This is a genomic window from uncultured Desulfovibrio sp. (genome assembly GCF_944324935.1).
Taxonomy (GTDB): domain Bacteria; phylum Desulfobacterota; class Desulfovibrionia; order Desulfovibrionales; family Desulfovibrionaceae; genus Desulfovibrio.
Genome location: NZ_CALUYG010000025.1, coordinates 11,678 through 23,925 on the forward strand (window position 1 = coordinate 11,678; position 12,248 = coordinate 23,925).

The 12,248-nt window shown below is 65.0% G+C and carries 12 protein-coding genes; 11 read left to right on the plus strand and 1 reads right to left on the minus strand.

All coding sequences use genetic code 11. The annotated features are described in order from the left end of the window. Positions 1-41: 41 nt before the first annotated feature. From tgt to Q0J54_RS07380, 11 genes are all read left to right on the plus strand, one after another. Positions 42-1,178, plus strand: a complete 1,137-nt coding sequence (gene tgt / locus Q0J54_RS07330) for a tRNA guanosine(34) transglycosylase Tgt (protein ID WP_296304811.1) — start codon at positions 42-44, stop codon at positions 1,176-1,178. A gap of 194 nt (positions 1,179-1,372) precedes the next feature. Further along, the gene (alr, locus tag Q0J54_RS07335; protein ID WP_296304812.1) at positions 1,373-2,506 is read left to right on the plus strand and encodes an alanine racemase; all 1,134 of its coding nucleotides are present in this window, start codon (positions 1,373-1,375) and stop codon (positions 2,504-2,506) included. A gap of 342 nt (positions 2,507-2,848) precedes the next feature. Beyond that, on the plus strand, positions 2,849-3,412 hold the full coding sequence (gene aroL, locus Q0J54_RS07340) for a shikimate kinase AroL (RefSeq protein ID WP_296304813.1): 564 nt from the start codon (positions 2,849-2,851) through the stop codon (positions 3,410-3,412). After that, entirely contained in the window at positions 3,409-4,470 is a 1,062-nt protein-coding gene (locus Q0J54_RS07345) for a glycosyltransferase (protein ID WP_296304814.1), read from the plus strand. The genes aroL and Q0J54_RS07345 overlap by 4 nt, the downstream gene beginning before the upstream one ends. A 172-nt stretch (positions 4,471-4,642) precedes the next feature. After that, the gene (locus Q0J54_RS07350) at positions 4,643-5,062 is read left to right on the plus strand and encodes an ATP synthase F0 subunit B (protein ID WP_296304815.1); all 420 of its coding nucleotides are present in this window, start codon (positions 4,643-4,645) and stop codon (positions 5,060-5,062) included. A 42-nt stretch (positions 5,063-5,104) separates the two neighbouring features. Further along, positions 5,105-5,686, plus strand: coding sequence for an ATP synthase F0 subunit B (locus Q0J54_RS07355; RefSeq protein ID WP_296304816.1), 582 nt, complete (start codon positions 5,105-5,107; stop codon positions 5,684-5,686). Further along, positions 5,683-6,234 (plus strand): ATP synthase F1 subunit delta, encoded by a 552-nt coding sequence (atpH, locus tag Q0J54_RS07360; protein WP_296304817.1) that lies wholly within the window; start codon positions 5,683-5,685, stop codon positions 6,232-6,234. The genes Q0J54_RS07355 and atpH overlap by 4 nt, the downstream gene beginning before the upstream one ends. A 3-nt stretch (positions 6,235-6,237) precedes the next feature. Then, positions 6,238-7,746 (plus strand): F0F1 ATP synthase subunit alpha, encoded by a 1,509-nt coding sequence (gene atpA, locus Q0J54_RS07365; RefSeq protein ID WP_296304818.1) that lies wholly within the window; start codon positions 6,238-6,240, stop codon positions 7,744-7,746. Positions 7,747-7,761: 15 nt separating this feature from the next. After that, the gene (locus Q0J54_RS07370) at positions 7,762-8,646 is read left to right on the plus strand and encodes a F0F1 ATP synthase subunit gamma (protein WP_296304819.1); all 885 of its coding nucleotides are present in this window, start codon (positions 7,762-7,764) and stop codon (positions 8,644-8,646) included. 13 nt (positions 8,647-8,659) lie between these two features. Beyond that, entirely contained in the window at positions 8,660-10,078 is a 1,419-nt protein-coding gene (gene atpD / locus Q0J54_RS07375) for a F0F1 ATP synthase subunit beta (RefSeq protein WP_296304820.1), read from the plus strand. 19 nt (positions 10,079-10,097) lie between these two features. Beyond that, positions 10,098-10,496: a F0F1 ATP synthase subunit epsilon gene (locus Q0J54_RS07380; protein WP_296304821.1), complete on the plus strand. Its 399-nt coding sequence runs from the start codon at positions 10,098-10,100 to the stop codon at positions 10,494-10,496. Positions 10,497-10,898: 402 nt separating this feature from the next. Here Q0J54_RS07380 and Q0J54_RS07385 read toward each other — a convergent pair whose 3' ends face one another. Further along, positions 10,899-12,098 (minus strand): hypothetical protein, encoded by a 1,200-nt coding sequence (locus tag Q0J54_RS07385; protein ID WP_296304822.1) that lies wholly within the window; start codon positions 12,096-12,098, stop codon positions 10,899-10,901. Positions 12,099-12,248 lie beyond the last annotated feature (150 nt).

Here is a 12,248-nt window from a genome sequence, read left to right on the forward strand (position 1 = left end):
CGCCCCTTGCATCCCGGCCCGCCTGCGGCTACCCTGCCGCCATGAGCACTCCCACCTATACCCTGCTGCATACCGACGGCGCGGCCCGCGCGGGAATCGTCCATACCGCCCACGGAGACATCCCCACGCCCATCTTCATGCCCGTGGGCACTGTCGGCTCGGTGAAGGCCGTGGCCCCCGACGATCTTGCCGCCATGAACGCGCCCATCATTCTGGGCAATACCTATCATCTCTATCTGCGCCCCGGCCACAAGCTGGTGGAACGTCACGGCGGCCTGCACGGCTTTGCCTCCTGGCCCGGCGCCATCCTCACCGACAGCGGCGGCTTCCAGATCTTCAGCCTGAACTCCCTGCGCAAGCTGCGGGAAGAAGGGGCGGAGTTCCGCTCCCATCTGGACGGGTCCAAACATCTGTTCACGCCGGAGAATGTGGTGGACATCCAGCGCAGCCTCAATTCGGACATTATGATGGTGCTGGACGAATGCGTCCCCCACGGGGCGGACTACGCCTATACCGACAAGTCCACGGCCCTCACCACCCGCTGGGCCCTGCGCGCCCGGCGGCACTATCCGGCGGGCACGGCGCACAACCTGCTGTTCGCCATCACCCAGGGCGGCTTCTTCAAGGATCTGCGCCGCCGCTCCATCGAGGAACTCTGCGCCCACGACTTCGACGGCTTTGCCATCGGCGGCCTCTCCGTGGGCGAGCCCAAGCCCGTCATGTACGATTTCCTCTACGACATCGCGCCGCAGCTCCCCGCCGGCAAGCCCCGCTACCTCATGGGCGTGGGGACCCCGCTGGACATCGCCAACGGCATCGCGGCCGGCATCGACATGTTCGACTGCGTGCTGCCCACGCGCAACGCCCGCAACGGGACCCTCTATACCTCACAAGGCAAGATCAACATCAAGCGCAAGGAATACGCCGAGGACGACGGCCCCCTGGACCCGCAGTGCGGCTGCTACACCTGCCGCACCTTCTCGCGGGCCTACCTGCGCCATCTCCACGTCAGCAAGGAGCTGCTCTCCTTCCGTCTCAACTCCTTGCACAACCTGACGTATTTCCTCGACCTCGTACGCCGGGCGCGCCAGGCCATTCTGGAAGACCGCTACGCGGACTTTCTGGCCGGCGTGGCCGCCATCTATCCTGAAGAGGCCGCACAGGCCGCCGGACGATAGGCCCGCCCGGAGGAGCCGCGCCGGCTCCTCCGCCGTCCCTCCGGCCTTCTCCGCAGCCGTCCCCCAGCCGTACCGGGGACGCCGCCCGACCTGTCTAGACTTTTTCTTGTCTATCCGACCGCATGTTGCTATGAGTGGAGCTCATCCCGCCACATCCGGCGGATGCGCTTTTCCGTTCCGGCTGGAGTCGCCGCATGACCTGCATTTTTACCCCGTCCGCCTGCCATATCGATCTGCCCGCCCTGCAACGCAATTTTGCCCGCCTCGGCGCGCCGGAAACCATCCTGCCGGTCATCAAGTCCGACGCCTACGGTCACGGTCTGTTGCCCGTGGCCCGTGCGCTGGACCGGGCCGGCGCGCGACAGTTCGCCGTCGGCACCATCAGCGAGGGCATCTCCCTGCGGGATGACGGCTACCGCCAGCGGGTGGTGACGCTCATGGGGGCCCTCTGTCCCAATGAATGGACACAGGCCGCCGATGCCCGCCTGACGCCCGTGGTTACCTGCTTCGACGATCTGAAAAATGCGGCGGACGGCCTGAGCGGTCGCGGCGAGACGCTGGAGGTCGCCCTCAAGCTGGATACCGGCATGGGGCGGCTGGGCTTCGACGAAGCGGACATCCCCGCCCTTATCGAGTCCCTTGCCCACCTGCCGCGGCTTGTGCCGGTCATGGCCCTTTCGCACATGCCCAGCGCGGACATGCCCGAGGACGAAAACTTTTCGCGGGAGCAGATCGAACGCTTCCGCCGCCTGTGCGAGCCGCTGCGGCAGCGCTGGCCCGATCTTGCGCGCTCGCTGGCCAATACGGCGGGCACGCTCGGCCTGCCGCGGGCCCGTTTCGAGCTCTGCCGCCCCGGTCTGGCCCTGTACGGCGGCAACCCCTTCGCGGGCGGCCCCTGGGAAGAGCGCGGCGCGGGCCTGGAATGGGTTATGAGCCTCAGCGCCCCCGTCATGCAGGTACGTCAGCTGCGGGCCGGCCAGAGCCTTTCCTACGGCCGCACCTTCACCGCTCCCCGGGACATGACCATAGCCGTCATCGCCTGCGGCTACGCCACGGCCTACCCGCGCGCCCTGTCCAACAGGGCCTCCGTCCTCCTGCACGGCCACCGCGCGCCGGTGGTGGGCCGCGTCTGCATGAGCATGATGATGGCCGACGTGAGCCACCTGCCCGCCGTCAGCCGGGGAGACACCGCCTGGCTCATGGGCGGCGAGGCCGCCCCGGGCGAACGCCCCGTCACCGTCTGCGAACTGGCCCGGCTGGCCGATGTGCTGCCCTATGAGCTTCTTTGCCTCATGGGCGAAGTGAATCCCCGACAATATATCATTTGAGCATTTTCAGTGTGAAACGCTTTGCGTTTCACACCATCCGGCCTGGCGTTTCGCGGAAAAAACGCGGTTTTTCCGCTCACTTTGGGCCGGGCGGCGCTGTGCTGGCGCTGTTCTGCCATATTTTTAGGGGGAAGGGGGCCCCCCTCCGCTCCGCTGTCGATGCCCGTAAGGCTCCTGCGTCGCCCAGAGGCCATCAACACAATTCCCCTGGTAAAAGCGCGCTGGGGAAGGGATGGGGGGCCTGAGGGGGAAGGGGAACCCCTCCCGCGCCGGCGGAGGGGTTCCCCTTCCCCCCAGAAACAAATGGCGGAACTCCCTTTTTTCGGCGTTCAGGAGGCGTTCATGCTTATCTATCTGACCGGGCCGCGTGCCTGCGGCAAGACGAGCCTCGGACAGGCGCTGGCCGCGGCCCTCGACCTGCCCTTCGTGGACACGGATCACTCCTTGCGCGAGCGCAGCGGCGAGGAGGTGGCCGACATCGTGGCCCGTGAGGGCTGGGAAGGCTTCCGCAGGCGGGAAAGCGCCATCCTGCGGGAAGTGGCCGCCGAACTGGAGGCAGCCCCTGCCGGGGTGGCGAGCGGCGAACGGGCCGCCGCCTGGCGCGGCGTGGTGGCCACGGGCGGCGGCATGGTGCTGGCCGGGGAGAACCGCCGCTTCATGCGTGAGACGGGGCGCGTCTTCTTTCTGGATGTGTCGGTGGCGGAACTTGTCCGACGTCTGACCAGCGACCCGCTGGAGGCGCAGCGGCCCTCCCTGACCGGCAAGAGCCTGACCGATGAGGTGGCCGACGTGCTGGCGCAGCGGCGCCCCCTGTATGAGGAGGCCCACCACCGCCTTGCGGCCGACCGGCCGCTCCAGGATGTCTGCGCGCAGGCGCTGGCCCTGCTTTCCCGGGCCGGCGCATGAGGGAGGCCCCGTCCATCTCGGTCCTTGTCCCGGTCTGGAACGCGGCTGCCGATGGCGGTGGCCGCCTGCGGGCCGCCTTTGCCAGCCTTTTTGCCCAGACGGGCGCGCCGCTGGCCCCGCTGCCCCCGCTGGAGATCCTCGCCGTGGATGACGGTTCCGACGACGGCACGCCCGCCATCCTGCGCGAACTGGCCCGACAAGACGAACGTCTGCGGCTCATCCGCATCCCGCATGGCGGCATCGTCCCGGCGCTCAATGCCGGGCTGGAGGCGGCGCGGGGCGGGCTCATCGCCCGCATGGACGCCGACGACATCGCCCATCCCCAGCGCCTTGCCCGGCAGGCGGCGCATCTTGAGCGCCAGCCGGATCTGGATGTCAGCGCCTGTCGCGTCCGCTTCGGCGGCGACCCGCGCACGGCCTGGGGCTTCGCCCACTATGTCGCCTGGCAGAACAGCCTGTGCCGCCATGAAGAGATGGCCCGCGACCGCTTCCGGGACACGCCGCTCTGTCACCCCTCGGTCATGTTCCGACGAAACGCCGTCGAACGCTTCGGCGGCTACGCCGACGGCGACTTTGCCGAAGACTGGGAACTGTGGCTGCGCTGGTTCCATGCCGGGGCCCGCATGGAAAAGCTGCCGGAGGAACTGCTGGTCTGGAACGACCCGCCCGGCAGGCTGACCCGCACCGACGCCCGCTATGCCGATGCCGCCAATGATGCCCTGCGGGCCCGCTGGCTGGCCCGTCACCTCCGCCGCGCAGGCCGCACGCGGGTATGGGTGCTGGGCGCGGGCCGGGTGGCGCGCCGCCGCCTGGCGCCGCTCTGGGCCGAAGGCATCGAACCGGCGGCCTTCATCGACATCGCCCCGCGCAAGATCGGTCAGCATGTGCCCCTGTCCCCGGGCGATCCCCGCCGCGTGCCCGTCCTCTCGCGCCAGGCGCTGCCGCCGCCGGGGACAGGACTGCTCCTCAACGCGCTCACGGCCCACGGCGCTGCCGAAGAGGCCGCCGCCTGGCTTGCGGACGCGGGCTACGCCCGGGAAGACTGGCTGCTGGTCTGAGCGGACGTTTTTTTGCACGAAATGGCGCGTAAAGGCGGCATTCCGGCCCGGCCGACCCGACAGCGGGCCGCAAAGGCTTTGACAGAAGCCCCGCCATGCCGTACTGTGGATACGCCGATATTCCGTACCCTCAGAGGTATTGTTCCGGCGATCATCCACGAGGAGAAGCGATATGCTGGATCTCAACATCACCCTGCTCTTCCAGTTGGCGAACTTTCTGATCGCCCTCTTCGTCCTGAACATCCTGCTCATTCGCCCCATCCGGCGCATCATCCGGCAGCGTAAGGACGTCATGGACGGCATGCGCGGCGAAGCCGAATCCTTTGAGGACGAGGCCGCCAGACGGCTGGACGGCTACGAGGCGGCCCTTGTGCAGGCGCGGCGCGATGCCGCCCACCTGTGCGACGAAGGCCGCAGCGCCGGGACGGCGGAACAGCAGGTCATTGTGGGCGATGCCCAGAAAAAGGCCCAGGAGATCCTGGCCCAGACGCGCCGGGATCTGGAAGCCGAAGCGCAGCAGACCCTTGCCGCCCTGCGCGGTCAGGTGGCTACCCTCTCCGCCCTGACGGCGGAAAAGGTGCTGCGGGGCTAGGCGTACACAACCGGCAACGGCAAGGGGGTACTCACCTTGAAAATGTGGAAACATGCAGGCCGCAGGGTCGCGCGGCAGACGCTGTTCGTCACGGCGCTCACCCTGCTCATGACCGCCGCGGCTCTGGCGGCGGAGGAACATGCCGCGCCCCGCTGGGGAGATTTCGGCTGGCGCGTCCTCAACTTCGCTCTGTTTGCGGGCATCCTCTGGTATTTTGTGGGCGGTCTGGCCCGCAAATACTTCAGCGGTCGCCGCGCGGACATCCAGAAAGGTCTCGACGATCTGGAACAGCGACGCAGCGACGCCAGAAAACGCCTTGCCGACGTGGAAAAGCGCATCGCCCATCTGGAAGCCGAGCGCAAGGCCATCCTTGAGGAAAGCGCGGCCCAGGCCGAACGCCTGAAGGCCGGCATCCTGGAGGAAGCCCGCCGGCAGGCCGATCAGATCCTCGAGCAGGCCCGCCGCACGGCGGAAAACGAAGGCCGTACCATCCTGGCGGAAGTGCGTGCCGTCGTGGCCGACGAAATCGTGGACGCCGCCCAGAAGGCCCTCGTGGAAAAGCTGGACGCCCAGGGGCATGAAGCGCTCATCGCCAAATCGCTCAACAAGGTGGTGCTGCAATGACGGATGCCATGATCGCACGCCGGTACGCAGCGGCCCTCTTCGCGCTGGGACGCGAACAGGGCGAGGAGGCGCTCAGCCGCTACAGCGCCGACCTGCAGGCGCTGCGCGAACAGACCGAGGCGGTTCCCGCCCTCGCATCGGTGCTGAAAAGCCCGATCATCGCCACGGCGGAAAAGAAGGCCGTTCTTTCCGCGGTGCTGAAAAAAATGAAGATCGACCAGACGGTCCGCAACTTCTGCCTGTTGCTGGCCGACAAGGAACGCCTGGCTTGTCTGGGCGATATTGTGCGCTGCTACGGCACGCTGCTGGACGAGGCCAGGGGAATCCTCCGCGGCAGGCTCACCACCGCCGTGGAACTTACCGAAGAAAAGCAAGCCGCTCTCAAGGCCGAGCTGGAACAGAAGGCCGGGACATCCATCGAACTGGGCTTTGACGTGGATCCCGACATTCTCGGCGGCATCGTCCTCAAGGTGGGCGACAAGGTGCTGGACGCCAGTCTGCGCGCTCAACTGGCTATCCTTCGGGAGACATTCAAGAGGGGTGAATAGCAGATGCAGATCAAAGCCGAAGAAATCAGCAAGATCATCGAAAGTCAGATCAAAAACTACGAGCAGCGCGTAGAAATGAGCGAGACCGGCACCGTGCTCTACGTCGGTGACGGCATCGCCCGCGTCTATGGCGTGCAGAACGCCATGTCCATGGAACTGCTGGAATTCCCCGGCGGCGTTATGGGCATGGTGCTCAACCTGGAAGAGGACAACGTGGGCGTGGCTCTTCTCGGCTCGGACGTGGGCATCAAGGAAGGCGACCCGGTCAAGCGCACCGGCAAGATCTTCTCCGTGCCCGTGGGGGACAAGGTCATGGGCCGCGTGCTCGACCCGCTGGGGCAGCCGCTGGACGGTCTCGGCCCCGTGGAAGCCGAGGAAGTGCGCCCCGTGGAGATCAAGGCCCCCGGCATCATTGCCCGCAAGAGCGTGCATGAGCCCATGCCCACCGGCCTGAAGGCCATCGACGCCATGACGCCCATCGGGCGCGGCCAGCGCGAACTCATCATCGGCGACCGCCAGACCGGCAAGACCGCCGTGTGCATCGATGCCATCCTCGCCCAGAAGGATACGGACATCCACTGCTTCTATGTGGCCATCGGACAGAAAAAGTCCTCCGTGGCCCTGGTGGCCGACACCCTGCGCCGTCACGGCGCCATGGAATACACCACCATCATCTCCGCCACGGCCGCCGATCCCGCGCCGTTGCAGTACATCGCCGCCTATACCGGCTGCACCATGGCCGAATACTACCGCGACAGCGGCAAGCACGCGCTCATCATCTACGACGACCTCTCCAAGCAGGCCGTGGCCTATCGCCAGATGTCCCTCCTGCTCCGTCGTCCTCCGGGACGTGAAGCCTTCCCCGGCGACGTCTTCTACCTCCATTCCCGCCTGCTGGAACGGGCGGCCAAGGTGAACGACGAACTCGGCGCGGGCTCGCTGACCGCCCTGCCCATCATCGAAACCCAGGCGGGCGACGTGTCGGCCTACATCCCGACCAACGTGATCTCCATCACGGACGGTCAGGTGTACCTGGAGCCCAACCTGTTCAACGCCGGCGTGCGTCCGGCCATCAACGTGGGCCTTTCCGTGTCCCGCGTGGGCGGCGCGGCCCAGATCAAGGCCATGAAACAGGTGGCCGGAACCATGCGTCTCGACCTTGCCCAGTACCGTGAACTGGCGGCCTTCGCCCAGTTTGGTTCGGATCTGGACAAGGCGACCAAGGCCAAGCTGGATCGCGGGGCCCGTCTGGTGGAGCTGCTCAAGCAGCCGCAGTACCAGCCCATGCCCGCCCATGAACAGGTCGCCTCCATCTATGCCGCCACGCGCGGGCATATGGACGATGTGCCCGTGGACCGCATCCGGGAGTTCGAAAGCAAGCTGCTGGCCTTCCTGCGCGACAGCAAACCCGCCGCCCTGGAAGCCATCAAGGAAAAGAAGGTCATTGACGAAGCCGTGGAAAAGAGCCTGACCGAAGCCATCGCCGCGTTCAAGCAGACGTGGCAGGCCTAGCGCCGGGAGGGAACCATGCCTTCACTCAAAGACGTCAAAATGAAGATCGTGGGGGTCGGCAAGACCAAGCAGATCACCAGGGCCATGAACATGGTGGCCTCGGCGAAACTGCGCGGCGCCCAGGCCCGCATCGAGCGCTTCCGCCCCTATGCGGCCAAGTATCGCCATGTCCTGGCGGAACTGGCCGGCAAGGCGGAAGACGACGCACACCCCCTGCTGGCCGAGCATCAGGAGAAGGCGCGCTGCGCCATCATCGTGGTGACCTCGGATCGCGGTCTGTGCGGCGGGTTCAATGCCAACATCATCAACACTGCCCTCAAGCTGGCCGCCGAAAAACGGTCGGAAGGCATGGAGGTGCAGTTCGCCTGCGTGGGCCGCAAGGGCCGCGACGCCATCCGCTCCGCCGGGCAGGAGATCACGCTTGCCTACGGCGATCGCATGAGCAGCGTGGACTTTGCCCTTGCAAGCTCGGTGGCGCAGGAGATGATACACGGCTATGAGACCCTGGCACTGGATGAAGTGTGGATGGTCTACGGGGAGTTCGTCTCCATGGGGCATCAGCCCCCGCGCAGTCTGCGGCTCCTGCCGCTGACGACGCCGGAAGCCGAACAGACGGAGGAAAGTCCCGCCGGAGCCGGCAGCGACTACCTGTACGAACCCCGGGAAGACCTGCTGCTCGCCGAACTTCTGCCCAGCTACGTCAAGGTGCAGGTCTATCGCGGCCTGCTGGACACGGCCGCCAGCGAACACGCTGCCCGTATGGCCGCCATGGACAACGCCACCCGCAACTGCAACGAGCTGATCAATACGCTGACCCTGCTGTACAACAAGACGCGGCAGGCCTCCATCACCAGCGAACTCATTGACATCGTCGGCGGCGCCGAGGCGCTCAACGGGTAACAGGAGCAAGCACATGAAGAAAAACATCGGTAAAATTGTCCAGGTCATCGGTGCCGTCGTGGACGTGGAGTTCGCCGACGGACACCTGCCGGACATCCTCACCGCGCTTGAGATCAAAAACCCCAACAACAGTGACGCCCCGGATCTGATCTGCGAAGTGGCGCAGCACCTTGGGGACGGCGTCGTGCGCACCATCGCCATGGACGCCACGGAAGGTCTCGTGCGCGGCATGGAGGTGACGGATACCGGCAAGCCCATCATGGTTCCGGTGGGCAAGGCGTCCGTGGGCCGCATCCTCAACGTCATCGGCCGCCCGGTGGACGAAATGGGGCCCATCAACGCCGAAAAATACTATCCCATCCACCGTCCGGCCCCCAGCTTCACCGAGCAGAATACCAAGGTGGAACTGCTGGAGACCGGCATCAAGGTGGTGGACCTGCTCGTGCCCTTCCCCAAGGGCGGCAAAATGGGCCTCTTTGGCGGCGCCGGCGTGGGCAAGACCGTTATCCTGATGGAGATGATCAACAACATCGCCAAGCAGCACGGCGGTTCCTCGGTCTTTGCCGGCGTGGGCGAACGCACCCGTGAAGGCAACGACCTCTACCACGAGCTGAAGGACGCGGGCGTGCTGGAACGCGCAACGCTTGTCTACGGCCAGATGAACGAACCCCCGGGAGCCCGTGCCCGCGTGGCCCTGACCGCGCTTGCCTGCGCCGAATACTTCCGCGATGAAGAAAACCAGGATGTGCTCCTCTTCATCGACAACATCTTCCGCTTCACGCAGGCTGGTTCGGAAGTGTCCGCCCTGCTGGGCCGCATGCCGTCCGCCGTGGGCTATCAGCCCACCCTCGGTACGGACCTCGGCGCCCTCCAGGAACGCATCACCTCCACCAACAAGGGGTCCATCACGTCCGTGCAGGCCGTTTACGTGCCCGCCGACGACCTGACCGACCCCGCCCCGGCCACGACCTTCTCGCATCTGGACGGCACGCTCGTGCTTTCGCGTCAGATCGCGGAACTGGGCATCTACCCCGCCGTGGACCCGCTGGACTCCACCTCGCGCATCCTCGACCCCAACGTGGTGGGCGAAGAGCACTACCAGGTGGCCCGACAGGTACAGATGGTGCTGCAGAAGTACAAGGAACTGCAAGACATCATCGCCATCCTCGGCATGGACGAACTCTCGGACGAGGACAAGCTCACCGTGGCGCGTGCCCGCCGCATCCAGCGTTTCCTCTCCCAGCCCTTCCATGTGGCCGAGACCTTCACCGGCACGCCCGGCCAGTATGTGAAGCTTGAAGACACCATCAAGGGCTTCAAGGGCATTCTGGAAGGCAAGTACGACCATCTGGCCGAAAGCGACTTCTACATGCTGGGCGACATCGAACAGGCCGTCGCCAAGTATGAAGCCCGCCGCGGACAGGAAAAGTAAGGCATAGCGGAGGTTACGCATGAGCACGCTGCAACTGGAGATCGTCACCCCGGACAGAACCGTGGTCAGCACCGAGACGGACATGGCCGTCTGTCCCGGCGTCATGGGTGAATTCGGCGTGCTGCCGCATCACGTCTCCCTGCTTTCAGCCCTGAAGATCGGCCCGCTTCGCTACAGCGACAACGGCAGGGATCAGTACGTCTTCATTTCCGGCGGCTTTGCCGACGTGAACGCAAACGTGCTGACCGTGCTGGCCGAATCGGCGGAACGTGCCGAGGACATTGACGTGGCGCGTGCCGAAGCCGCCAAACGCCGCGCCGAGGAACGCCTGAGCCAGCGCGCGGAGGATCTGGACGTCAAGCGGGCGGAAGCCGCCCTGCAACGTGCCGTGACCCGACTGGAACTGGCTCGCCGCTAAACCCTTCGGCGACACGAACGCAACAGGGCCGGAAGATCGATCTTCCGGCCCTGTTTTATTCTGGAGGTTCGGGGCCATTGGCGGTATTTGCCTTACTGCTCGTCTGGGCGGAAGGGGCATCTGTACAGCTGATTTGCTGCATCCTGGGGTCGTCTCGTCCCCCGTATCTTCCTTTGGCAAAAGCGCGCTGGGGATGGGATGGGGGGCTTGGGGGGCAGGGGAGCGACCGAATGGCGACCGCAGGCCGTGCCGTCAGGCGACGCAGGAGCCTTACGGGCATTGACAGCAGAGCGAGGAGTTCCCCTGCCCCCCAAATAAACAGAGAATAGTGTTTACGCCCCAATCCACGGGCAAGAGCTTGCCAGCTTCCCCCGCTGCGGGGCACGGCTTACCGGCCCGTCCTCACTCCGTTACGATAATGGGGCCGGACCAGGGACGCTCTTTCCGTTCCAGAAAGTTCGGCCGAAATTCCGAATAGTCCACGCCCGGCAAAGGATCCGTCCTCACCTCGATGGAGCGGACGCTGGCGCACCACTTCCCCATGTGCTCGAAGCCGTCATCTTCGGACGCGAGGTCCAGCGCGGCATCTCCCACATTGCCGATGGTCAGCAAGAGCGGCAAGGGCGCGATGCAGGTCTCGTCCTCCTGCGGCACGGGGCAATGCTTCAGATCGACATACTCCCTGAGGGCATGGTTATAGAGGTAGCGTATGCCGTGATCCTGCATATCCACTGACGCGCTGACTCGTTTGAAATGTTTTTCGGCGTAGAGAAAGAGCCCCTTTTCCTCGCTTTTGGCCAGTTCGGCGCAAAGTTCGTCGTTTCCGGGGAATTCCCAGCCTTTCAGCGCGTCGTTGGCGACGACATACACGCGGTCGCCCTTCCAGTCTCCGGCAAGGAGGTTGTGCAGGATGTGCACCATTTCGCACCGGCAGCAGGCCCAGGCCAACAACTGGAGATCATAGGCGCCGAACAGCATGCGCTTGTCCACATTGACGACATAATAATGGCGTCCCGGCGGCATCTCCGTGAACCCGGGCCGGAATTCCGCGTAATCGACGTCTTTGAGCGGCGTTCTGCTCACCTCGACGGATTGGACGGTATCGCACCACGTCCCCACATAGTCGCTGCACTCTTCCGGCAAAAAATCAAAATTGCCGCCGGCCGGGGCGTCATGCCCCATGGCGATGAGCAGCGGCAGCGGCGCGATCCAGTCCGTATATCGCGGGCAGTGTTCCAGATCGATGAACACCTTGAGCGCGTGATTGTAGATATAGCGGATGTCGTGATCCTCGATATCCGTATCCTCCGGCCCCAGAGGCGTGTAGTGCTCGCTCGCATACGCGTACAGACTTTTGGCGCCGGTCCCCCGCAGGGCCTCGGACAACGCCGCCTTGTAGCGGGAGTCATAACTTGCCAGCGCATAGTCCGAGACGGCGTAGACCCTGTCGCCCTTCCAGCGGTCTTCCAGCAGATTGTGCAGCGCCAGAACCATGCGATTCCCCTGATAGCACCATTCCGCCATTTTCGCGCCGTGATCAAAGTCATGCGGCGAAAGCAGCTCCTTCTTGTCCACATTGACGATCAGGTAATAGACGCCCATAGATTCCTCCTGCCATGTCTCGTCTTTGAGCATGTTCCGTTTGAAACACAAAGCATGTCAAACCATACAGCCTGACATTTCGCGGAAAAACGCGGTTTTTCCGCTCACCTTCGGCCGGGCGGCGCTGTGCTGCCGCCTCGCATCCGCCTT

Bases quoted from the DNA above. Each gene is read 5' to 3' on its own strand.
- Q0J54_RS07385 (WP_296304822.1), bottom strand. From the start codon at position 12,098: ATGGGCGTCTATTACCTGATCGTCAATGTGGACAAGAAGGAGCTGCTT.
- Q0J54_RS07370 (WP_296304819.1), top strand. From the start codon at position 7,762: ATGCCTTCACTCAAAGACGTCAAAATGAAGATCGTGGGGGTCGGCAAG.
- Q0J54_RS07355 (WP_296304816.1), top strand. From the start codon at position 5,105: ATGTGGAAACATGCAGGCCGCAGGGTCGCGCGGCAGACGCTGTTCGTC.
- atpH (WP_296304817.1), top strand. From the start codon at position 5,683: ATGACGGATGCCATGATCGCACGCCGGTACGCAGCGGCCCTCTTCGCG.
- Q0J54_RS07350 (WP_296304815.1), top strand. From the start codon at position 4,643: ATGCTGGATCTCAACATCACCCTGCTCTTCCAGTTGGCGAACTTTCTG.
- atpA (WP_296304818.1), top strand. From the start codon at position 6,238: ATGCAGATCAAAGCCGAAGAAATCAGCAAGATCATCGAAAGTCAGATC.
- atpD (WP_296304820.1), top strand. From the start codon at position 8,660: ATGAAGAAAAACATCGGTAAAATTGTCCAGGTCATCGGTGCCGTCGTG.
- tgt (WP_296304811.1), top strand. From the start codon at position 42: ATGAGCACTCCCACCTATACCCTGCTGCATACCGACGGCGCGGCCCGC.
- Q0J54_RS07380 (WP_296304821.1), top strand. From the start codon at position 10,098: ATGAGCACGCTGCAACTGGAGATCGTCACCCCGGACAGAACCGTGGTC.
- Q0J54_RS07345 (WP_296304814.1), top strand. From the start codon at position 3,409: ATGAGGGAGGCCCCGTCCATCTCGGTCCTTGTCCCGGTCTGGAACGCG.
- aroL (WP_296304813.1), top strand. From the start codon at position 2,849: ATGCTTATCTATCTGACCGGGCCGCGTGCCTGCGGCAAGACGAGCCTC.
- alr (WP_296304812.1), top strand. From the start codon at position 1,373: ATGACCTGCATTTTTACCCCGTCCGCCTGCCATATCGATCTGCCCGCC.